The organism is Acinetobacter sp. AG1, from assembly GCF_001005525.1.
GTDB lineage: Bacteria > Pseudomonadota > Gammaproteobacteria > Pseudomonadales > Moraxellaceae > Acinetobacter > Acinetobacter modestus.
In genome coordinates this window covers 1-23,804 of sequence record NZ_LBMZ01000119.1, presented here as the reverse complement: position 1 = coordinate 23,804, position 23,804 = coordinate 1, and the positions used below count along the sequence as shown (strand labels likewise).

Sequence of the window (23,804 nt, the reverse complement as noted above, 5' to 3'; positions counted from 1 at the left end):
TACACCCACCTCAAGAAGTCCCTATCGTCTAGAGGCCTAGGACATCGCCCTTTCACGGCGGTAACCGGGGTTCGAATCCCCGTAGGGACGCCAAATTCAAGAAAGCCACTGCATCTTTAAGACAGTGGCTTTTTTATTGGTTCTTTATAAATAGAGCTGCTACAAAATAATTATTTTGAAAAATCTATTTTATTATCCTTAGCATATTTTCTACCCTATACTAAAAATAGATCAAAACCATAAATTTAAACCTAATATGCAAATCCGTTTATTCCACTTAGAAAATTCACGTTCTCAGCGCGTCGTTTGGTTTTTAGAAGAATTAGGACTTCCCTACGAGTTAGTCATCAATCATCATTCAGACTTAGATGAAAAGAAAAATTCACCGCATCAATTATCGAAATTTCCTACCGTTGAAATAATAAATCAAGAACAAATTTTTATCTTAGCCGAAACTTCAGCGATTATTGATTACTTGTCTTATCTATATCCTCAATTAGGGCAAAGTAAATTATTAGGATCACAAATTCAAAGTTTTTATTATTGGAAAAATTATTGTGAGGCCACATTTATCCCTGATCTGTTACTCAAGCAAATTTTTAACCAAATTGTACAACGTACACCTTTTCCAATCCGCTTCGTCTCAAAATTTTTAAAATATGGATTTGATCAAGGCTATTTAAATCCATCGTTACAGCAACAAATGACCATGATTGATAAGCATTTAAAAGATCATTTATGGTTTGCTGGGGATCAATTTACGGTTGCAGATATTTTGATGTGGTTTCCATTATTGGCTTGCGCACAAAACAACCATCAATTTAAACATATACAGCGTTATTTAGCCCAAATAGAAAACAGACCTGCCTTTAAAAAATCTTTAATCAAAGGACAATGGTCTGCTTCTACATTTCAATCTTATTGGACGATTGCGTGGTAATTCAATTATGCAGATTTACGCGAATTCACTCGACCTTTAACAACAGCCTTAATATTGCCTTTTGCATAATTTAAAAACACAATTAAAGGTGACAATTTAGGATTTGGTTTTTTACCCTGTCCAATCGCTTTAAATTGTGCCGCATACCAAATAATTTCCATGATTGCCATTTTATCGACAAAAGGAATCCCTGTTTTGATTTGGTTCACTGCATAACGTACATCATTGCCCGCAATTAAGCGATCAGTAAGATCAGTTTCAACTGCAAGTGGACGAGCAATACCAATAAAATCACATGCACCACTTTGAAGTGCTGCATTCATTCCTGCTACTGTACGGAAACCACCCGTTACCATCAATTTGCACGCCACATGCTGACGAATTTTTTCAGCAAATTCTAAGAAATAAGCTTCTCGTGCAATCGTACTGGCTTTACGTGATTCAGCTTTAGCACCCGCCATTGCAGGTGCTTCATAGGTACCACCTGAGATTTCGATAATATCAATACCAGCTTCATCAATGGTTTTGAATACAGTAATGACATCTTCTTCTGTGATTCCACCACGTTGGAAATCAGCTGAATTAAGTTTCACAGAAATGATAAAGTTTTCTGATGTTGCAGCACGAACAGCCTTATAAATTTCCACCAAGAAACGCATACGATTCTCAATCGAACCACCCCATTGATCGGTACGTTTATTGGTTAATGGAGATAAAAACTGGCTAATCAAATAACCATGTGCACCATGGAGCTGCACACCTTCAAATCCTGCTTTTTCGCACACTGCTGCGGCTATTGCAAAACGTTGAATAATATCTAAGATTTCTTCATGTTTAAGTTCTCGAGGAGTTCCAAACATTGCTGCAAGCATTGGACTAAAAGGAACTGCCGATGGCGCAACAGTTTCTTTATTCAAACCTTTAGGACATTGGCGACCAGGGTGAGACAATTGAATCAATTGCACCATGCCATATTTTTTACCAACATCAGCCCATTGCTTTAATTTTGCTAAGTCACGTTCAGTTTCAATCGCAACTACACCAGGCTCATTTTTGGCAGCAATATTGACCATCACATTGCCTGTAATCGCACAACCTAAACCACCTTTTGCCCATGCCTCATACAAGCCTATGTGCAATTCATTTGGCTGCCCTTCGTGATTAGCAAGTGCTTCACTCATTGCCCCTTTTATAATGCGGTTTTTAAATGTGGTATTACGAATTTGAATACTGTCTGCAATCTGACTCATGGTCATCCTCTGTCTCAGTTAGAGTATTTGCTCTAATTTAATCTGATTATTGTAACTGTCAAGCGTTCTTCCGATAAACTGACAATACCATATGTCAATTTAATTTCAATGCTAATATTCGCTCGCGGCAATCAATTGACGGGTATACGCTGTTTGAGGCTGACTAAATAAAAGTGCTGTTGCTTGATATTCCAATACTTTCGCCTGATGCATCACGATGACTTTTTGACATAAGGCTTTAATGACTTGCAAGTCATGACTGATAAATAAATAACTAATCTGCTCTTGTTGCTGTAAACGACGCAGCAACGCAATGATTGAACGTTGTGTTACTCGATCCAAGGCAGAAGTTGGTTCATCTAGAATAATCAGCTTAGGTTTTAAAACTAAAGCACGTGCCAGTGCGACCCTTTGTCGTTGACCACCTGAAAGTTGATGTGGATATTTGGTTCTATCCTCCAAAGAGAGTTCGACTTTTGCTAAAACAGCGTCAATTTCCTCATGACACTGCTGCTTAGAAATGGTTTGAAGATTCAGCCCTTCTTCAATAATCTGCTCAACAGACATTCGCGGATTTAAACTGCTGAATGGGTCTTGGAATACAATTTGAAAATCACGGCGTAGGGGTCGAAGTTGCTTTTGATTGAGCTGATTTAAGTTGTGGGACTGCAAGCAAATTTCGCCTTCACTTGAAATCAAACGTGCAATCGCCAAAGCCAATGATGATTTTCCCGAACCACTCTCACCAACAATACCCAAAGCCTCGCCTTTGGACAAATTGAAATTTATTGAGTCCGCTGCGACCTTATACGCTTTAATTTGGTTCAATAAACCACGTTTGATAGGATACTTGACCGTGACATTTTTTAGTTCAAGTAATGTCTCGCTAGGCGTTAGCGATAGAGCTTGTCCAAAGTCGTGATTAAGTAAATTTCGTGTATATGCAGTTTGAGGATGTGTAAAGACATCAGTGATATTGCCCTGCTCTTCTACCTGACCTTGATTCAGAACAACGACATGATCTGCATATTGCTTAACAAGATTTAGATCATGGCTAATCAAAATTATCGCCATGTTTCGTTGCTGCTGTAGCCTTTTTAATAAAGCTAAAATCTGAGCTTGCAACACCACATCCAAGGCCGTTGTTGGTTCATCCGCAATCAAAATCTCTGGCTCTAAAGCTAAAGCCATCGCCAACATCACACGCTGTCGTTGCCCACCTGACAACTCATGTGGATAGCATTTAAGAATTTGTACTGCATCGTCTATCCCAACATCCTGCAATAAAGAAAGCGTCTGTTGTAGAATATCCGCTTTAGAAACACCTTGCAAAATCAGGCTTTCAGCCATCATTTTTTCTACACGATGCAAAGGATTTAAAGCAGTCATTGGTTCTTGAAAAATAATGGCAATTCGCTTGCCTCGAATTTGCTGTAACTGAATTGGACTTAAAGACAACAGCGCTTGACCTGCAAACTCAACTTGTCCTTGTACTGTTAGATTATTGGGTAACAACCCCAATAAAGCTAACGCACTGATTGATTTACCAGACCCACTTTCTCCCACAATCGCAACAGTCTGAGTGGGGTAAATATCGAAATTCAAATCCTCAACCAAACTGTGTCCATTTTCATTACAAATGCTAAGTTGTTGAACCCTTAATAAAGGTGGATTCGAAACTGTATTATCGTCTTGGGTCAAATGCATCACGTGCCGCCTCCCCAATATAAATTAATAAAGAAAGTACAATCGCTAGCGTAAAGAATCCTGAAAGCACCAACCAAGGTGCATCGAGATTATTCTTGCCTTGCAATAACAACTCCCCAAGCGAAGCGGCATCAGCAGGTAAACCATAACCCAGAAAATCCAATGCAGTTAAAGCGATAATATTGGCGGTCAACATAAAAGGTATTTGCGACAAGCTAGAACTCATGGCATTGGGTAAAATATGCTTAAAGATAATTTGATGATCACGAACACCCAAGGCTTGAGCCGCACGAACATAGTCAAAATTTCGGGCACGCAAAAACTCTGCTCTGACTAAACCCACTAATTCTGTCCAACCAAACAACAACATGATCAAAAACAACCAGTAGACACTAGGGCTAAACATACTGACCAAAATCATGACGATAAAAAGCATAGGTAAACCACCCCATACCTCTAAAATACGCTGCCCAATTAAATCAATCCAACCACCGTAATATCCCTGAATTGCACCGACAATAACACCGATCACAGCGGAACAAAGCGTCAAGGCAAATCCAAATAAGAGCGAGATACGCAAACCATAAAGGATGCGAGCAAATACATCCCGTCCCTGATCATCCGTTCCAAGCCAGTTTTGTGGACTTGGTTTTGACGGCACAGGTACAGTAAGCGACAGATTTGGTGATTGATAAGAAAATGCAACGGGGGGTGAAATCATCCAGCCTTGATTTTGAATTAGTTGTTTTACCGCAGGGTCTTGATAATCTGTCGCCGTTTCAAAAACACCACCAAACGTGGTTTCTGGATAATCTTTAAAAATAGGAAAATACAAGGACTGCTGATAACGAACCAACAAAGGTTTATCGTTGGCAATCAATTCCGCAAATAATGACAAAATAAAAATGATTAAAAATAGAATGAGACAACGGACACCCAATTTATTTTGTCTAAAACGGTGAAATCGTGCGCGCATCAGAGGTGACATCATTTTCCACCCCTCGCTTCAAAATCAATCCGAGGGTCAATCATTTGATAGAGCAAATCGCCAATTAAACGTAAAATCATTCCAAATAAGGTAAATAAGAACAAAGTTCCAAAAATTACAGGATAATCACGTTGGGTGATTGCTTCAAAACCCAATAAGCCAATCCCATCGAGATTAAAAATGATCTCGATAAATAAGTTACCGACGAAGAAAATACCCACCAATGCTTCGGGCAAAGCTGCAACCACCACTAAAATGGCATTACGAAAAACATGCCCATAAAGTACCTGATTGTCATTTAAACCTTTTGATCGTGCCGTCAGAACATACGGTTTCTTTAATTCTTCTACAAAAGAATATTTGGTCAAATAGGTTCGCGCAGCAAAACTACCCAATACCATACTTAAAATGGGCAAACTCATGTGCCATAGATAGTCTTTTATTTTGGCGAAAAAACTTAACTGATTAAAGTTTTCAGAGACTAATCCTTGTAATGGAAACCACTGTAGATAACTCCCACCTGCAAAGAAAACGATGAGCAGAATCGCAAAGACAAAGGATGGAATGGCATAACTCACCGCAAGCAACAACGAAGTAGATTGATCAAACAGCAAACCATTATTTTTGGCTTTCTTAATACCTAAGGGAATTGCGATCAAATAAATCAGAAAAGTACTCCATATTCCCAAAGACAGTGTTACAGGTAACTTTTCATAAAGAAGTTGTGTTACAGGTTTGTCTTTGAAAAAACTGGTGCCAAAATCCAAGGTCAAATAACCTTTGAGCATTAACAAAAAACGTTCATATGCGGGACGATCAAAACCATACTGTGCTTTGATTTTTTCGATCATTTCAGGACTTAACCCACGTGCCCCTTGATATTGAGCCAAGGTACTCAAACTAGATTGGGCATTATTCCCGACACCTAAACCTTGCGCATTCTGAATTTGCTGAATGGCTTGTTCGACAGGACCACCCGGTGCAATTTGCACAATAACAAAATTAATCAATAAAATGAAAAATAAGGTCGGGATCATCAATAACATTCTTTTCAGAATATAGTGAACCATCTAATAATATCCTTCATTATTTTAAGTCAGATTTTCGTATTGGTTGATCGAGTTTATTAGCTTTTACACGATCCACCCACCAATATTCCCACCCTACAGAAAGTTTCGGTTTTATTTTCGGTTGCTGATAGATATCCCAATAAGCAAACCATCGCTCAGGTTTACCATAGGTCAAAATTTGATAATACCCTGCGCGCAATAAACGATCGAGTACATGAGTATACAAGACTACTTCTTCTCGGGTTTTTGCAGCGACAATTTTGTTAATCATCTGATCAATTGCAGGGTTCTTTATCCCTGAATAGTTATAATTTCCTGCTTCGTCCGCAGCAGCACTTCCCCAAAACTGGGCTTGCTCTTTACCAGGTGTCAATGTCTGTGGCAATTTCAACATCATCATATCGAAATCCTGATGACGGATTCGCTCCATATATTGCGGAACATCTACCTGTCTGAGATTGACTTGGATTCCCAAACGATTCAAATTACGCACAAAAGGCATCAACTCACGTTGTGGGTTTTCTTGCTGCATTAATAATTCAATACGAACCGCTTTGCCCTGTCGATCATATAACTGATTACGACGAATCACATAGCCTGCATCTTTTAAAATCTGTTGTGCAACCAATAAATTCTGCCGGTTGAAACCACTGCTATCAGAAACAGGATAATGCCAATCTGCTAACACACCTTGTCGCATGAGTGGATGCAGCTGAGCCATGACAGAATTCAAAATTTTTAACTCTGCCGAACTTGGTCGACCTGTTGCAGCCAGATCAGTATTATCGAAATAGCTTTGTAAACGCTGATTTTGATTAAAGAATAAAGCTTTATTTTGCCATTCAAAATCATAGGCATATGTGAGTGCCTGACGCAGATAAATATCATTTAGAGGAGCACGACGAATATTAAACACCAAGCTTTGAATATCGAGCGGTGTCCCCAAACGTGCTTTATATTTTTTGACCTGACCTACTTGCACGGCGGGAAAATGATAAGCTGTCATCCAATTACGAATATTTTTTTCTTCGTATAAATTAAATTGGCGAGATTTGAAACCCTCAAAACTAACATCTAAATTTCGATAATACACATATTTGAGTCGATCAAAATTATAACGCCCTTTATTGACAGGCAAATCCTTGGCCCAATAGTTTGGACTACGTTTATAGGTGATACTTCGCCCTGCATCAATTCGCTCAACAACATAAGGCCCTGAACCTACAATCGGTTGCAGTGTCACACGCGTAAAATCTTTATTTTTCCAATCCAATTTTGAGTAGATCGGTAGACTCGCCAAAATCAGTGGCATTTCCACATTGTTCTTAGACTTAAAAATGAATTTGACCTGATACTTAGAAATCACTTCAGTTTTTGCTAAATCAGACAAATACATTTGAAAGCCTAAATTGGCTTTGGTTTGGTAGGTATCAAAGGTGAATTTAACATCTTCTGCGGTCAAGGGCTGACCATTGTTAAAATGGGCCTGCGGATTCAAATGGAAGGTCACATCTTTAAGATGATCAGGGTCGTAACTCACTTTTTCAGCTAATAATGGGTACATGACCCGAGGCTCATCTAAAGCACGATCCATCAAACTATCAAAAAGATAATTTACACCTTCCGTAGAACTCCCTTTGCCATTCATGCTATTTAAATTATCGAATGTGCCTAAACTAGATTGACTGAGCATTCCCCCTTTAGGTGCATTCAGATTGGCATAAGGCATCGCATTTAACTTTACATATTTGGGCTGAACATGCATTGCTAAATAAGGTGTCGTCTGCATAGTAGCACATGCGAAATGAGCAAAAAGGCTTAGCCCACAGAATAGACTAAGCCTTTTAACTAAAACAAATTGATTCATTCCTAATTACAGATTTGGAACTTTAATCACATCACCAATACGTAGTTGTGTACTTGGAGTGAAATCATTCATTTCAGCAAGTGCACTGGTATCCATACCATATTTACTTGCTAGACCAATCAAAGTATCACCACGTTTTACTTTGTATTCAGTCACTGTTTTAGGTACTGAAATACTTTGACCGCGTTGCAAACTTGCATTCGCTTTCAAATCATTTAACTCAGCCAATTCACGACCAGACAGTCCAAAACGGTTCGCAATACTATTTAGAGACTCACCTGCCTTCACCGTATATTTTTCAGTATTCTTGCTTGGCGTAGACTTAGCACTGTTTTTACTATTTTCAGATTTTGCTGATTCAGCTTTTGGTACATCACCCGTAAGTTTTAGCTTTTGCCCAACACGAACACTACTACCACGAGATAGACCATTTAAAGCAGTTACATAATCCAGTTGTAAATAATAACGACTCGCAATGTTGCTTAAAGTATCACCTGATTTTACGGTATAAACATCTGGTGCAGTTTCTTCACGCTCTTTCTCTTTTAACTTACTATTTGCACTGAGATTATTTTTGCTCGGCACATCACCTGTTAACTTGAGCTTTTGACCAACGCGGACACCTGCTGTACGTTCTAAACCATTTAAATCAGCAATATAATTTACTGTCAGCTCATATTTATTTGCGATCGCATTAAGACTATCACCAGATTGCACGACATATTGCTCAGGAATCGTTGAACCTGCTGGCACTTTTAAAACTTGCCCTAAACGAACACTTTTGTTGGCTTTGAAGTTATTCAGTTCAGCCAATTCACTCAATGTAATTTTAGATTTTGTTGCGATACTCGATAAAGTATCACCACGCTGTACGATATAAGACTCTGTCTTATAGTTACTTGATGCTGTTACATTTTCATATTTAACCGTAGTTTTAGGTTCAACATTTTCTTCTGTTTTTGAAACCTCATGCAGCGGTACGTTAATTTTTTGCCCAACAAATAAATTGCTACTTGTAGTCAAACCAGAAGTTAAATCAGCCAATTCTTGATTAGATAAAGCATAACGATCAGCAATCAGTTTTAAATATTCGCCACGCTTCACTGTATAAGATTTCGTGGCAACCTTTTGCATCGTAGTTGCTTTATTTTCGACAGCGCGAGTTGATTGTTGTGGCGCGTTTAATTGAGTGTTCCGTGGATTGTTTTTTGGTTCTTTGAGCGTTAGTTTTTGACCAACAAATAAATTATCTGTCACTGATAAATTATTATAGTCTGCTAACTGTTTTAAAGTTAAATCAAAACGGGTTGCTAAATTGGTAAGATTATCCCCGGATTGTACGACATAACTCTCAGGTTTACGCTCAACGACTTTTGCAGCCTCAACAGCTTGTGGTTTTGCGTCATATAAATACAGGCTTGCACCTACAAATAGAGTTCCAGTCGGATCAATCTGGTTCCACGTTGCGATATCACGCCAATTGACGCCATTTTTTTGCGCAATCAAAGCCAAGGTATCACCCGGTAACACGACATAAGTGCTACGCTTGCCTTTCGGAGCAACCACAACGACATCAGTATCCGTTTTAATATACGGCTTTCCTTGATTGCGTTTAGCATCTTCACTATTTGCTGTCGCTGCATCTTCAACTAAGTTTTTTGGATAAGCAAAACCCTTGCTGACCTCAACTCCTTTCTGATCAGCAACAGATTGGCTAGTTTGAATTGCTGTTAATTTAATCTTGCCATCAAATGGATCGACAATTTCTGTACCTTGAGGTGCAATTGCTTTAATTTCAGCAACGACTTGGTCTTTTTCTGCTTGTGTCGCTTGTGGTTCTAATACTTGAGTAACTGTTTTCTTCTCGCCCGTTTCTTTTACAGCCGCAATAATTTGTTCACGCTCTTTAACCGAGATCGGTGGCTCAATCTTAACTGGCTTTACATTTTCCGCTGGTGTAATCGCAACAGGAATACGCGGTGCACTAGGCACATCGGCGGCAGCAGCAAATGAAGCTAATGCATCAGAACCTCTTGGTGTATTGGTTTTAGTCAGCGTTGATGTTATTGGGCGCGTTACTACTGTATTACTTGCTGTTAAAGGCGGTGGTGTCTTAGTTGACGGTGTAATCGTCTGACCAGAGTTGATATTGGTTCGAACTGTGGTGGTAGCGACATTAGGTGTATTGTTATTCATTGCAGGTGGTTGGCTATTGCTTGCCCAGAAACCACCTGAACTTACTTTTCCAGAACGTAATTTCGTATCGACTGACGGACTTAAATCTGCAGGAATTAAAATACGCATTGGGCTCATTGGATCAACAGTTTCACCGCGATGTGCAGGGTTCAAAGCATACAATTCCGCACGGCTTAAGCCTGTAATCGAAGCAATTTGATTCATATCCAAAGGTGCAGCCAAACCAACTTCACGGAAGTGTGGACGGTTTGCGATAGGCGGTAAACTTACGCCATAAGCACCTGGATTTTTAATAATTTGAGCAACCGCCAAGAAGCGTGGAACATAGTTCATGGTTTCTTGCGGAAGTTTTAACGACCAGTAATCCGTTGGTAATCCTGCTGCACGATTACGGTTAATCGCCTGTTGAATACGACCCGGTCCTGCGTTATAAGCAGCCAAAGCCAATTCCCATGAACCAAATTGATTATATAAACTACCTAAAAACTCATAAGCAGCACGCGTCGACTCAACCACATCACGGCGGCCATCATATAAACTGGTTTGCTGCAAACCATAAATACGTCCCGTACTTGGGATAAATTGCCATAGACCTGCGGCGGCTGCACTACTGGTTGCAGCGGGGTCGTAAGAACTTTCAATAACAGGAAGTAAAGCCAATTCGGTTGGCATACCACGACGTTCAGCTTCTTTAACCGTGTGATACAAATAACGACTGGCACGCGCGCTTAAGCGATCTAAATATGGTTGACGAGAAATAAACCAACTACGTTGTGCTTCAATACGAGAATCCCAATGGTTTAAATCCATTTTGAATCCAACTGTCATTCGCTTCCACACATCACCGTGTTTCAGTACCAATAAACGATCGCCTTCAACAGCGCGCATATCGGTAGCTGATAATAAATCTTCTAAAGAATCTAAACTACTTGCATCCAAATAACCTGAACCAACTTGCTTAGATGATGATACTTTGTTTGACTGTGGTGTCGAGGAACAACCTGTCGTGATTCCCAACGCAGTTAGAGCAGAAGTGAGTACAGTGATTTTGAATAATGATGTTGCAGATGTTTGCAGCACCAATGTGTTCGATTTATACATAAAAACTTCCAGTCAACTCACGCTAGTTTATTTCTTTGATTTGCCATTGTAGTAAAGCATGTCACTTAGACAAGGCAATAATTTAACGTGATTTGCATGGAAATGTTACAAGAAATTAAAAAATATGAGTTTTGTAACCGTTCAACACCCGAATTAAGCTTTAAAATATAACTTATCTAGCTAGAGTGCTAAACTCTAGCCATATACATTCAAATAAAACATCGTTTTTTATGAATGTAATCTCGCAATACAACACAAACTTTTAACTTTAGGTTCAACTATGTCTCAAACAATCACACTTTATGTTGATGGCGCATGTAAAGGCAATCCAGGTTTAGGTGGTTGGGGTGCATATATCATTACCGAACAGGATGAACATAAACTTTGTGGCGGAGAACCTGAAACAACCAATAACAGAATGGAACTGCAAGCTGCGATTGAAGGCGTAAGTTTCTGCCCAACAGATGCACATCTGATTATTTGGACGGATTCCAATTACGTTAAACAAGGTATTACTGAATGGATTCATGGGTGGAAAAAGAAAAATTGGAAAGATGTTAAAAATCCTGATTTATGGAAAAAGTTAGATGCTGTCTGCGCTAACCGAAAAATTGAATGGAATTGGATCAAAGGGCATGCTGGACATGCTGGTAATGAAATGGCTGATCAATTGGCCAATCTCGGTGCCGAACAAACGGCCAAACAAATGAAATCTCTCGTGCAGGCTAACGCTGATACAAAAAAGCCTGAATCTGACTGGTTATTAGATGACCCATTTGGTCTCGACCTTGATGAAGATATTGATAACTTGGTTGAAGAAGTCGAAGAGATCAGTATCGAGGAAATTAATCCTGATGTAGCTGTACTGAGTCACTCAGTAACTCCAAATACATCAACAACGACAGCTCACCCTCAGATTGTTATTACTGAGGCAAAAGTTCAGTTGCAAGGCCCTCGCCAACTTATTCTGGATACCGAAACTACAGGTTTCTATTTCCAAGATGGTGACCGTATTATTGAGGTTGGTGCGATTGAAATGATCAATCGTAAACTTACGGGAAGCTCAATTCATATTTATATCAATCCAGAAAAACCTGTAGGTGACTCTGAAGATATTCACGGTATCAGCGATGAGTTTTTGCAAGATAAACCTAAATATGCAGAAATTGCTGACACACTGTTTAATTTTTTACAAGGCGCTGAAATTATTGCGCATAACGCGACATTCGATATGAACTTCCTAAATATGGAGTTCAAACGTGTTGGGCTGCCATTATTATCAGATGTTTGCGAAGTTACAGATACACTGGCTTTGGCTAAAAATAAACATCCTGGACAAAAGAACTCTTTAGATGCTTTAGTTCGCCGTTATGAAATTCCTGCACGTGATCGTACTTTCCATGGTGCATTACTCGATGCTGAAATTTTGGCTGATGTTTATCTCGCAATGACGGGTGGACAAGTTTCTTTTGATATGGATGCCCTTTCACAAAATGAACAAAACCAAAATAAAACCACTCGTTCTCGTATCGAAGTGGATTTACCAATTATCTATCCATCAGAACATGAACTAAATGAACATGAGACTTGGGTCAAACAATTTGAGCAAAAACATGGAAGCGCCTGCCTTTTTGCAAAATAAATTTGCTGTTGAGTGTAATTTTTTGTATTTCAAGTTTTCAAACTTAAGTTATATTAACTGTTAATGATTTTGCCTCCTATTCTAGGAGGTTCATGGATATAACAACTTAGGAAAGGTGTAGGTCATATGTCTTACCAAACCTCGATTCATTTCGACCCAACTGCATTATTAATAATAAAAAATGAGATCGACAATTCGATTAAATTGGTGGAGACAGCAGTCAATACGCTTGCCGAAGAACAAGCATTGCCTTTTGGTATTGATGACGCACTTAATCAGTTCGAACAATGCACACAAGTACTTGCATTAATTGATATGCCTCATTTGGCACAAATCACTCAATATTCAGCTGAGCTTATGCGTCAAATCATGGCTCAACCTCAACAAATTAAAACTAGCGATGTTGTTGCTCTCAGTGAAGGCACAACGATGTTAAAACGCTATATTGAGTTTATTTGTTTACGTGAAGTCAAAGTACCTCAGTTCTTAATTGATACGCTTAATCGCTTGGAGAAAGCTTTAGGCAAGCCAATTACCAAAGAAGGTCAAACACTTCAACCGTTACTGGATTTCATGACACCAAACTTTAATTTGCCACAAGCACCAAGTTTGGAACAGTCGCAGTATATACATCAGCTTTATAAATTGTGCTTAAACAAGTTAATCAAACAAAGTGAATCTCCTCTCGATTTACAGGGAATTAAGCTTGTTGGTGTTTATCTTGCGGGTTTAGCTAACAATCTGCCTAGTCAGCAATATTGGCAATTGGTCAATGTTGGCTTAGGTCATATTGATGAGCTTCTTATTACAGAGGCACGTTTACGCACCCTTATTCAAATCGAAACGAATATTGCAAAATTCTTGGCTCAACCAACAGCTTATCAAAACAATATTGCTGACTTGGCAGATATTTTGACGATCTGCATTAGTCAAGAAGATGATTTATCACAACACATTCGTCAACAATTGAACATTGGTGATGAATTACTCAGTGATACTCAACTTCAAGTTTTGAGTCGTCATTTATACGGCCCTGACTATGAAACGGTACATACAATCAGTCAATTAATGACAAATGAAATGGCTCAAATTCGTAATGAAATTGAGTATAACCATCAAAATATGTCGGCTGAAAAAACCCAAGAACTACAGCAAAAGTTAACTCAACTTTCTAATGTATTTAAGGTACTTAACTTAAACGAAGCAGCCAAAGAATTAACTCAGCAAGCTGAAAAATTGAGTCAACCAAATACATTAACTGATGCAACTTCTATTCAACAGTTAATGAATAGCATTTTGGCATCGATGAATTCAATCGGTATATTAGAGCGTAATTACACTTCAAGTCGTTTACAATTACGCGTCAACAATATGCAAATTTCTTTAGATCGTTTAGATGAAGCTCACCGAGCATTGTTGACTGAAACTAAGACTTTGATTGAAACATTGACTCAAACCTTAAGTTTGTATGTACAAGATCCAACAGCCAATACATTAGAAGCCCTTCCTGTATATTTGAATGAGTTATCAGGCGCCGCGTTATTCTTAGGTAGCTCTGCTCAACAAACTGCACTGTTAGGTGCAGCACATTTTGCGCAACATCGTTTGAATCAGAACGAAGCGATTGATGCTGAGCAAATTAACTGCATTCTAAATGTTGTTGCTGGTTTAGATTTACTCGTTGATAACCTGAAGAATAAGCAACCTGTATTGCAATCTATGTTTGATGTGGCATTATCAAGCAGTCAGCAATTACAAAACATAGCCGCATAATGACTCAACTATCACTTGCTTATATTTTTCAACACCAAAAACTGCTAGTCGACCAAAATCTTCAACTGCCAGAAGTTGAAAAATTAGCAAGTGATTTACCCTTGAATCATAATGATCACGTTATCGCGCGTGATCTACTTGAAAATGAAGCCATTCCCGATGGCTATCAGCTCGTTCCAATCCGTGAACTGATTCAATCATGGTCAACTACAGAATTTCTTCAAGCCAGTCGAGCAGTCCAACTATTAGAATGGCGACGTAACCATAAATTCTGTAGCCATTGCGGTCATATGACTGAAATTCATGCCAAAGAATATGCAATGGTTTGCCCTGCTTGTGGCTATCATCAATATCCTCGCGTTCAACCTTGTATTATTACAATCATTACCAAAGGTGATGATGAAATTTTACTTGCGAAATCGGCGCATAATAAAAGTAATATGTACGGGCTAATTGCCGGATTTGTTGAAGTCGGTGAAACATTAGAAGAAGCTGTACAACGAGAGGCTTTTGAAGAAGTCGGTTTAAAACTGAAAAATATTTGTTATATGTCAAGCCAACCGTGGCCATTTCCAAGTAATTTAATGATTGCTTTTCATGCTGAATATGATTCAGGTGATATTCAATTACAAGTGGAAGAAATTAGTGAAGCTCAATTCTTTAAGTTTGATCAACTACCTGAAATTCCGTTTAAAGGTAGTATTGCACATGCAATGATTATGCAAATCGTTGAGAATAAAAAAGCATCTTAATCAAGATGCTTTTTTATTTAATCTTCTAAAGCTTCATCTAAGAAATGCAAAATCGTTCGTTTGGTTTTGAAGTAATGACTTACAAAACTGGCCAAAGTCGCCACAATGGTAATGTGTCCAGTCTTAGGAATAATCATCACATGACTATGATTACCCTTTTCTCTCAATGCCTTATCAAGATCGAAACTATTATGATTACCAACCAACTGATCATTCTCAGCCATCAATAAATAATGTTTAATCTTATTCGGATTGATAAAATAATACGGCATCACTTGTTGATACGATGTTTTTTGATCAAAAGCATGTTCAGATAAAGGATCATCTTTATAGTCAAAATGATACGGGCCAGCCAAACCAACAATTGCCTTAATATTATCTGTATATTTAAATTGCTGAGGCTGAGCAGAATACACCACAGACATCACATTAAAAGCACCCGCAGAATGTCCCATCAAAATGATGTTATCAGTTGAAATATTCAGCTTCGCTTTATTTTGATTCAAATAATGAATCGCTTGCGCTAGATCATCGACAAATGCTGGAAAGATATTCTCTGGAGCAAGTTGATAATTAATAACAGCAACATCAAAACCTTCTCGAGCAAAGGTTTCGCCAATGAATAAATAATCTCTCTTATTACCATGTTGCCATGATCCACCATGTACAAAAACAATCAAAGGTTTTTGTTTCTTTGGATTCTTGGTTCGATAAAGATCCAGTCGATTTCTGGCTTTTAATCCATAAGCAAGATGTTCTTCTTTTTCAAAAGTATCCTTTGGCGTCAGATAATTCATCGAATAGCTTGCTAAATCATATAGGCGAAATTCCTGATAAAAGTTTTTCGCCCGTATAACATTTTCTTGTACTTGTTGAATAAGTTGCTTCATAGATTAGGGTTTAGTCGGAGTAATAGTCGCTGGTTCAGTCTGATCGGGATCAATTGCAACTGGAGTTTCAACTAAAGGTTGTGTTGAAGCACCACCAATCATCGGTGTTGCTGCTGTAGCACTTGCTACCGCCCCAGATGGTTGATCAATATTATCAATCAGTGTCACGATTTTACTCACATTACCAACTTTTTGTAAGACATCATCTAAATCTCTTATCTCAGCGGTATTTAAACGTCCCATCACATAAAGGATGCCATTTTCAGTATGAACTAATACTTTACTATCAGATACAACAGGTGCTCTCATTAGCAAACCACGAGTATTTGCGGTCACAGTAGAGTCCTGCATAATCGTGTTGTAATTTACTTTATCACCAACAGTAATGTAATTATGCACAGCTTTTACATCACTCATCGCTCTTAAATTGTCTTCTGCTAATTGTTTCAAATAAGGATCAGGAACTTGCCCTGTTAATAAAACATTACTATGAAAACTTTCAATATTGATTCGTGACTGCTTAAAGCGATGATCCAATTTATACAAATTAATATTTGCAGTGCGTTTAATTGAGGAATCAATAAAAACCTGCCCTAAACTACGTTCACCACTTTCAGTACCAATCGGCGAAGTTCCTGTACCACCTGAAATAAAACTCGCACATCCTGATAAACTTGCAGCGCAAAGTAACGTAATCGTTAAACGTTTTAACACTTGGCAAGACTCCCTATCTTCAAACTTGTTAAATCTTTGGCATTTATCTTAAAAAATAATAAATTATTACTCAATCTAAAGTAAACGCATGTTGAATCCATTGCTGATCATACTGCAATTTGGAAAAATCTGGTTGTACTGTTTTTGCAAATTTCTTTGGAAAATCAAAACAAATCACATCAAAACGACAATCAAAATCATCATAATTAGGATGTTTTTGTAAAAAAAATTGTGCTGTTTTAATGATTTTACGTTGTTGCGCGCGAGTAATAACTTCACAAGCGGTCGCATAACTCCCTAAAGATCTAGCCTTTACTTCAACAAAAACAAGCTCTTTACCTGATCTTACAATCAGATCAATTTCACCATATCTAGAATGATAATTTTGATTTACATATTGGTAATTTTCTAATTCCAATAATTCCCTTGCTTTTTGTTCTGCCCAACGACCCAAATCCTCAACAATATCTTCTGCCATACTACGACCATTTTTATTTTAAAATTTGAATTTCATTTTTTTGTTGTTGATAACAATAAGGTTGCCTATCAATTTTTCCATCTTTAACGCTAATCGTACCTGTACGCCCTTCAAAGGTGAATTTACGCTCAGGGTTTTCTAATAATTGTTGACTTATGGTCCAAGCATCTCCTCCAAAAGCTAATAAACGTTGAAATGCCATTGTTTCTGGTTGTTTCTTATAGGCTTCGATTAAATCTGCCCATTGTCCATTATATAGCGCGGGTGTATCACAAAAACTTAAACCGATTGGAATAGATTGTCCCTGCTCAATACTCATCGGTGTGACATAAATATTCTTTTCGGGTAATGTACCTAATTGTTCCAACCAATGGTGACTCCCTAATAATAATACCCCTTCTTTACTAGATCGTTTTTGTGGTACTTCATCAACAAATTCTATTTCTGATGAAAATTGATCCTTTAGGGCAGAAAGCAAAAGTTCTGTTGCTGACTCAGTTCCTGTTTCTCGAACGATAAAAATCTTTTTGATGCGATCTTTTTGAAAACGATGATTTAATGCTGCCGCATCTTGTTGCTTTGCTAGGCTAAATTGCCATACGTTATTACCTTGAGTATTAACATCATTTAAAGCAAGCACAGGAATTTGAGGATTCATTTGAATCACCTCTTCAATTTCAGTTCTTAGCAAGGGCCCAACAATCAAATGGACGTTGTGATCTATTTTTTTCTTAAAAATCGTATCGATACTATTTTTAGTTGAATCTACAAAAATAATTTTTTCTTTACTGCCAGATGCTGTATAAGCACTCAGAAAACCGCGTTTGATGCTTTGACTCGCTCGCGCCATCGTACCCGATTCGGGTAGAATCACGAGTATGTCCGCATATACAGGACTTACAAGCGCTGCCAAACCTAGCAGCAAACAATATTTTTTGTAATACATGAGGGAGTTACCTTTTATGAGTGCTCAATTATTTGTTGTAGCAACCCCGATTGGGCACTTAGATGACATGACCTTTCGTGCGATTGATATTTTAAAGTCTGTATCGGTGGTTGCGGCAGAAGACACTCGTCAATCTGCTCAATTATTTAAACACTATAATATCTCAACACCGTTAACAGCGTGTCATGATCACAATGAAAGTAACAAAATTGATCAACTTATACAAAGAATGTTAAATGGTGAAAGTATTGCTCTGATTAGTGATGCGGGAACACCGTTAATTAGTGACCCTGGATTTAAATTAGTACGCGCAGCACAAGAACATAAGATCCGCGTCATTCCAGTACCAGGTGCCTGTGCTGCAATTGCAGCTTTGAGTGCTGTAGGTTTACCAAGTGACCGCTTTAGTTTTGAAGGTTTCTTACCGTCAAAGGCTTCGCAACGAATTAGCCAACTTGAAAAACTAAAAGATGAGACACAAACACTCATTTTCTATGAAGCACCACATCGTATTTTAGACAGTATTAAAAATATGGCTGAGGTATTTGGTGAAGATCGTCCTGTAGGTTTTGCTCGTGAAATCACAAAGACCTTTGAAACTATTAAAAAAATGACTTTAAAAGAGTTGGTCACATTTATTGAAAATGATCACAACCAAGAGAAAGGTGAAATTGTAGTCGTGGTGGGTGGTGCCACTGCTGAAAAAGACATGGAACAAGATAAATTGGATGAGTTGCTAAAACGCTTATTACAAGATTTATCAGTCAAGGCAGCATCTCAATTGGCTGCTGATTTGACAGGTATCAAAAAGAAAGTTGCTTATCAACGCGCTTTAGAACTCACTCAAAAAGATTAAAAAACAAAGGTGTAGATTTCTGTGAAATCTACACCTTTGTTAAGATAAAGTATCAAAACAATCTCTTTTAAGCTTTTGTACCGAAAGTATCTGGGTCTATTTTTCTTTCTGCTCTGGCTTGTTGAATGACACTCACGCCAGATGAAACACCTAAATATGCAATGATAAAAGCAACAATTAAATCTGGAAACATGGTTCCTGTCCCAAATACCCCTACCGCAGCGATAATCACCGCAATATTACCAATCGCATCATTACGGCTACAAAGCCATACTGACCGCATATTTGCATCACCATCACGGAATGCATAAAGCATTAATGCAACAACCACATTCACGACTAATGCCAGTACACCAATCGTTCCCATCAGCATTGGTTCAGGCGTGATCCCAAGCCACCATGTCCACATCACTTTAATCATAACGAAAATGCCAAACACAGCCATGGTAATACCTTTTAATAAAGCTGCTGTCGCCCGCCAATACAAGGTCATCGACAACACTGCCAATGAGATAGCATAGTTGGCGGCATCACCTGCAAAATCTAGTGCATCTGCCCATAACGACACAGAACGTGCATGTGAGCCGCCAATAATCTCAACAAAAAACATCAGTGCATTTAAAACTAAAGCAATCCAAAGTGCTTTTCTGAATTTTGGGCTAATTTTTTTTGCTGGGGCACATGCTGTATTGCATCCACATCCTGCCATGACTTTTCTCACATAATCTTTTATAGTGATTTAAAACCCTAGAGTAACTCCAGAGTCAAGCATGATTAATCTTACGATTGGACAATTAGCAAAAGAGACTGGTGTTTCAGTCGATACCATTCGTTATTATGAAAAAATTGGATTGCTTGAAAAAGCAAAAAGAAGTGCTGGAAATTATCGCTATTACTCTGCACAGATGCTTTCAGAGCTTTTATTTCTAAAACATTGTCGAGAGCTTGGAATTACGCTGCACGATATTCAAAAACTCAAAGAACTATCCGCAAAACCAGATCAAACATGTATGGAAGTGGACCATCTAATAGATCAATATCTTAATGAAGTTTCTCAGAAAATAAAAAATCTGGAACATCTCAAGCAAGATCTTTATCACCTAAAACAGCAATGCTCTCAACATCGTACAATTCAGCAATGTGGTATTTTAAAGGAGTTACATCAACCACTTGAATGTGAGCATGAATCTCACCAACATAAAAAAGCACCTCAATCATGATAATTTATGGTTTTAATTTTAATCCTTATCAATTTTCAACTGATCCCTTTTCGTAACTACTGGCAACTATCAAAACAATTGTTTGGTTTATTATAAACTGACCAATAAGCAATTTAATGGGTGCAATGGGAGGATTGATTAGCAAGAGTTCGGCAGTGAGATAAGAAAAATATTTCAATAAATTAATAATATAGTAAACACAGAATTCTATTTACTTTAATACTTTAACTCAATAAAAAGAAGCCTATGATTAGGCTTCTTTTATGCATAAATTATTCGTGGGTCTCACCCGGTGGCACTTCGGTAATACGCCCACCACGTGCCAAAAACGCTGCAACCTCATCTTCTAGAGCTTGGCGTTGTTTCTGTTTAGCAGTTACTGTTAAGGTTTCTGCTTCAGCCAAATCTGCATCATTGGCACTTGACTCTTCGCTATCCGCACCACTTTCTGCAGCTTTCGCTTCTTCATCGTCTACCGCAGAATCTTCAGTGTTTTCGTCGTAATCATTCATTTCCGTCATATTACTCTCCCCACAATGACTAAACTCTCATCATCGTTATTTGGTCATCAGAACTTGATGAAATTTAACAAGCTCTTCTCATTTATCAAAGCAAAATATTCATCAAATTGTGCTTTTTATAACCAAATTCACTCTGATTTATAAATGATTGTTTAAAAAATATCTACTGTTTTTTAGCAAGCATAACGAGTGTGCTGTAAAGCCCCTAATCCATTCGCTTGTCGCATAAAGCGATCTTTAAACCAATCGAATTGTTCAACTTGTTTTAGACCAAAGTTCCGTGCCCAAACAAACGGAAATAATTCTGAACTTTCCAACCAACCAATCGCGGACATACTGTGCATCATGGCATCATTCTGACCTTTACGTTGGTGTTCATAACGCAATAAAGTTTGATCATTGGCCCACACACCACGGTTTAAATCATGCAGTAATACATCACATAATACCGCAGCATCTAAGCAACCGATATTAACACCTTGTCCAGCTAAAGGATGAATGACGTGTGCTGCATCGCCCATTAATGCCAAGCCTGATTTAACGTAACGCTGCGCTGCACGAGCTTTCAATGGGAATTGCGCTCTTGAACGCACCTCAACCACCTCACCCAACATATGCAGACTCTCTTGAGTCAGTAAGCGAATAAAGTCTTGATCATTTAATGCCGAATATTCATCAGCATAATCATCAGGTAAAGTCCAAACAATCGACTGCCAATAGCCGTTCTCTTGTGAATCAAGACTCGCCATCGGCAAATAAGCCAATGGACCCGTCGGTAGGAAAATTTGTCGTGCCACATATTGATTCGGCTGAGTGGTTTTAATCGCACAACTGATCGCGGCTTGCTTATAATCCAATACATCAAGATCAATATACGCTTGCTCACGTACAAAAGAATTCGCACCATCTGCACCAATGAGCAACTTGGTTTTTAGTGTTGTGCCATCCACCAATTGAATTGACCAACCTTGTGGAATCTGCTCAATCCGAATCACCTTCACTTGAGTGCGATAGTCTTTGAGTTGTTGCAGCATTTTTTGTTGAATCGCAACATTCAAAACACTGGGCTCAACCATTGAACCTAAAGCCTGATCTGATTGAGGTTGCTGTTCAGATGCATGACCAAAATTAATTTCGCCATAGCCATTTTTATTCCAAACTTGCATACCTGAATAGGGCATTTGACGCGCTAAATCATCCCAAACATCGACTGTTTTAAGCAAATGAATCGTCGCCTGACTCAGTGCCAATACTCGAGGATTCATTACAGCCAATGTCTTTTCTTGATCTAGCACAGGTGCAGCATCCAGCACTGTAGCTTGCACGCCACCTTGAGCCAACAATAAAGCGGTTAATCCACCGACTAAGCCACCGCCCACAATCACAACATCTAACAGCTCACTCATGCTTTTAGTCCCATCGCATAGTTAGCAACCAAAGGCTTAACACCCGGAATCACATCAAATGCAATCAGCCCCGTATTACGTAATAATTTGAGGATTGGATTTTGATTACTGAAACCACGCACCACTGAATCACAGAACTTAATCACACGTTGCTGATCCTTTAAGCGAGATTGCTCATAGGACAATAAATTTTCTGGAGCACCAATATCATCGGACTTCGCCAATTGTTCCATCAGGAACCGAACCAACACATCTGCATCACGCAAACACAGGTTAAAGCCTTGTCCTGCGACTGGGTGAATGGTATGTGCTGCATTCCCCATCAACACCACACGTCCAACCGCCTGCTTATCTGCTAACACTTGCGACAATGGATAGCTAAAACGCTTACCCGTTTTTTCAAATTTCCCTGCTCGATCACCATAGGTTTCCTGTAAGGCATCAAGGAAATGTTGATCATTTTCTTCACCTAACCATTCTGCTTCAGTACCTTTTTTTACAGGCCAAACCACTGAACGACGGTATTCACCCGGTAATGGTAACAAGGCCAATGGCCCTAAAGCACTAAACCGTTCAAAGCCAACGTGCTGATGGGGTTTAGAGGTTTGTACAGTAGTGACGATGGCCACTTGGTCATAATCATGCTCATCCACACCTACACCAATTGCTTGTCGACAAAAGGAGTCACGACCATCCGCCGCAATCACCAACTTGGATTTTAAGGAATGGATATATTCACCATTGCGCATGGCTTCAATTTGGACTTGGTCTGCATCTTGCGTCAGTGAAGTTACCTGTACACCATCAATCAACTCAATCAATGGTTGTTGACGTACTTGGGTTAGTAATACACGACCCAACCATGCGTTTTCAATCACTTGTCCAAAGCTTTCTACTTTTTCTTGTTCTGCAACTAAGCGTGCCTTACCAAAACTCCCCTGCTCAGTAATATGTACCTGCAAGATTGGTGTCGCATGTTGCTGTAATGCATCCCATAAGCCTAATTTTTGGTAAATCTGTACACTACGGCGTGACAATGCGGTATTACGCGCATCAAAGCTAGAATGATAAGGCGCAACGTTTTCGTCATCGTAATTCGGATATTTCACAGCTTCTAATAGCTTTACTACGATATTAGATTTTGCCAACATTAGAGCAAGGCTGAGTCCAACCATACCTCCACCGACAATGATGACTTGTTGCTGCATAATATTATTCCTTATCAGTTTTTCATGACTTGATGTTTCGGGACTATCTTACTCTAACTCAAATCAGGATTGGAATTTGTACTTTGTTTGGTCTATGTTTTTAAAAGTTCTTGGAAAAATATTCAACCACCCATAACATTTGGTGATTTTTCTCATAAATCAAAACTTTCTGTTTTTTACATCAAAATAAATTTTATTATATAAATTAATAACATATAATAACTTCAATGAAAAACCCTTCAATACCCACTTATGTTAAGCATTTAGCGATTATTACTA

Annotated in this window: 20 protein-coding genes and 1 tRNA gene; 7 read left to right on the top strand and 14 right to left on the bottom strand. The window is 38.5% G+C overall.

Features of this window, described 5'->3' with window-relative positions:
• Positions 1-17 precede the first annotated feature (17 nt).
• Positions 18-93 (top strand) — tRNA-Glu (locus AAV96_RS13265).
• Between the two features lie 163 nt (positions 94-256).
• Positions 257-940, top strand: coding sequence for a glutathione S-transferase (locus tag AAV96_RS13260; RefSeq protein ID WP_046739643.1), 684 nt, complete (start codon positions 257-259; stop codon positions 938-940).
• Between the two features lie 5 nt (positions 941-945).
• Here AAV96_RS13260 and AAV96_RS13255 read toward each other — a convergent pair whose 3' ends face one another.
• From AAV96_RS13255 to AAV96_RS13230, 6 genes are all read right to left on the bottom strand, one after another.
• Complete coding sequence (locus AAV96_RS13255; RefSeq protein WP_005217525.1) at positions 946-2,190, bottom strand: NADH:flavin oxidoreductase/NADH oxidase family protein; 1,245 nt, start codon at positions 2,188-2,190, stop codon at positions 946-948.
• A gap of 111 nt (positions 2,191-2,301) precedes the next feature.
• On the bottom strand, positions 2,302-3,897 hold the full coding sequence (locus AAV96_RS13250) for an ABC transporter ATP-binding protein (protein WP_046739642.1): 1,596 nt from the start codon (positions 3,895-3,897) through the stop codon (positions 2,302-2,304).
• Positions 3,875-4,885, bottom strand: a complete 1,011-nt coding sequence (locus AAV96_RS13245) for an ABC transporter permease (RefSeq protein ID WP_046739704.1) — start codon at positions 4,883-4,885, stop codon at positions 3,875-3,877. The genes AAV96_RS13250 and AAV96_RS13245 overlap by 23 nt, the downstream gene beginning before the upstream one ends.
• The gene (yejB, locus tag AAV96_RS13240; protein WP_004663139.1) at positions 4,885-5,955 is read right to left on the bottom strand and encodes a microcin C ABC transporter permease YejB; all 1,071 of its coding nucleotides are present in this window, start codon (positions 5,953-5,955) and stop codon (positions 4,885-4,887) included. The genes AAV96_RS13245 and yejB overlap by 1 nt, the downstream gene beginning before the upstream one ends.
• A gap of 16 nt (positions 5,956-5,971) precedes the next feature.
• Positions 5,972-7,822: an extracellular solute-binding protein gene (locus tag AAV96_RS13235; protein WP_046739641.1), complete on the bottom strand. Its 1,851-nt coding sequence runs from the start codon at positions 7,820-7,822 to the stop codon at positions 5,972-5,974.
• Between the two features lie 6 nt (positions 7,823-7,828).
• On the bottom strand, positions 7,829-11,119 hold the full coding sequence (locus tag AAV96_RS13230) for a LysM peptidoglycan-binding domain-containing protein (protein WP_046739640.1): 3,291 nt from the start codon (positions 11,117-11,119) through the stop codon (positions 7,829-7,831).
• A gap of 280 nt (positions 11,120-11,399) precedes the next feature.
• On the opposite strand from AAV96_RS13230, the gene dnaQ reads away from it, so the two are divergent.
• The 3 genes from dnaQ to nudC all read left to right on the top strand — a co-directional run bounded on the left by dnaQ (position 11,400) and on the right by nudC (position 15,286).
• A complete protein-coding gene (gene dnaQ / locus AAV96_RS13225) occupies positions 11,400-12,761 on the top strand; it encodes a DNA polymerase III subunit epsilon (protein WP_046739639.1) in 1,362 nt (453 codons plus the stop codon).
• Positions 12,762-12,887: 126 nt separating this feature from the next.
• Complete coding sequence (locus AAV96_RS13220; RefSeq protein ID WP_046739638.1) at positions 12,888-14,534, top strand: hypothetical protein; 1,647 nt, start codon at positions 12,888-12,890, stop codon at positions 14,532-14,534.
• Positions 14,534-15,286 (top strand): NAD(+) diphosphatase, encoded by a 753-nt coding sequence (nudC, locus tag AAV96_RS13215; protein ID WP_046739637.1) that lies wholly within the window; start codon positions 14,534-14,536, stop codon positions 15,284-15,286. The genes AAV96_RS13220 and nudC overlap by 1 nt, the downstream gene beginning before the upstream one ends.
• A gap of 17 nt (positions 15,287-15,303) precedes the next feature.
• On the opposite strand, the gene AAV96_RS13210 is transcribed toward nudC, so the two are convergent.
• The 4 genes from AAV96_RS13210 to AAV96_RS13195 all read right to left on the bottom strand — a co-directional run bounded on the left by AAV96_RS13210 (position 15,304) and on the right by AAV96_RS13195 (position 18,314).
• Entirely contained in the window at positions 15,304-16,176 is an 873-nt protein-coding gene (locus tag AAV96_RS13210; RefSeq protein ID WP_004663150.1) for an alpha/beta hydrolase, read from the bottom strand.
• Positions 16,177-16,179: 3 nt separating this feature from the next.
• On the bottom strand, positions 16,180-16,890 hold the full coding sequence (locus AAV96_RS13205) for a BON domain-containing protein (RefSeq protein WP_046739636.1): 711 nt from the start codon (positions 16,888-16,890) through the stop codon (positions 16,180-16,182).
• Positions 16,891-16,960: 70 nt separating this feature from the next.
• Entirely contained in the window at positions 16,961-17,368 is a 408-nt protein-coding gene (locus tag AAV96_RS13200; RefSeq protein WP_046739635.1) for a YraN family protein, read from the bottom strand.
• A gap of 13 nt (positions 17,369-17,381) precedes the next feature.
• The gene (locus AAV96_RS13195; protein ID WP_046739634.1) at positions 17,382-18,314 is read right to left on the bottom strand and encodes a penicillin-binding protein activator; all 933 of its coding nucleotides are present in this window, start codon (positions 18,312-18,314) and stop codon (positions 17,382-17,384) included.
• 16 nt (positions 18,315-18,330) lie between these two features.
• Between AAV96_RS13195 and rsmI the strand changes: the two genes are divergently transcribed.
• The gene (gene rsmI / locus AAV96_RS13190; protein ID WP_046739633.1) at positions 18,331-19,170 is read left to right on the top strand and encodes a 16S rRNA (cytidine(1402)-2'-O)-methyltransferase; all 840 of its coding nucleotides are present in this window, start codon (positions 18,331-18,333) and stop codon (positions 19,168-19,170) included.
• A 67-nt stretch (positions 19,171-19,237) separates the two neighbouring features.
• On the opposite strand, the gene AAV96_RS13185 is transcribed toward rsmI, so the two are convergent.
• On the bottom strand, positions 19,238-19,879 hold the full coding sequence (locus tag AAV96_RS13185; protein WP_046739632.1) for a cation transporter: 642 nt from the start codon (positions 19,877-19,879) through the stop codon (positions 19,238-19,240).
• A 61-nt stretch (positions 19,880-19,940) separates the two neighbouring features.
• Here AAV96_RS13185 and AAV96_RS13180 point away from each other — a divergent pair, with 61 nt between their 5' ends.
• Positions 19,941-20,390 carry a MerR family transcriptional regulator gene (locus tag AAV96_RS13180; RefSeq protein WP_046739631.1) on the top strand — a complete coding sequence of 150 codons (450 nt, stop codon included), beginning with the start codon at positions 19,941-19,943 and terminating at the stop codon, positions 20,388-20,390.
• Positions 20,391-20,662: 272 nt separating this feature from the next.
• Here the strand turns inward: AAV96_RS13180 and AAV96_RS13175 are convergent, their stop codons facing one another.
• From AAV96_RS13175 to ubiH, 3 genes are all read right to left on the bottom strand, one after another.
• Positions 20,663-20,911: a hypothetical protein gene (locus AAV96_RS13175; RefSeq protein ID WP_004663162.1), complete on the bottom strand. Its 249-nt coding sequence runs from the start codon at positions 20,909-20,911 to the stop codon at positions 20,663-20,665.
• A 173-nt stretch (positions 20,912-21,084) separates the two neighbouring features.
• Entirely contained in the window at positions 21,085-22,317 is a 1,233-nt protein-coding gene (locus AAV96_RS13170) for an FAD-dependent monooxygenase (protein ID WP_046739630.1), read from the bottom strand.
• On the bottom strand, positions 22,314-23,525 hold the full coding sequence (ubiH, locus tag AAV96_RS13165; RefSeq protein ID WP_046739629.1) for a 2-octaprenyl-6-methoxyphenyl hydroxylase: 1,212 nt from the start codon (positions 23,523-23,525) through the stop codon (positions 22,314-22,316). The genes AAV96_RS13170 and ubiH overlap by 4 nt, the downstream gene beginning before the upstream one ends.
• Positions 23,526-23,804 lie beyond the last annotated feature (279 nt).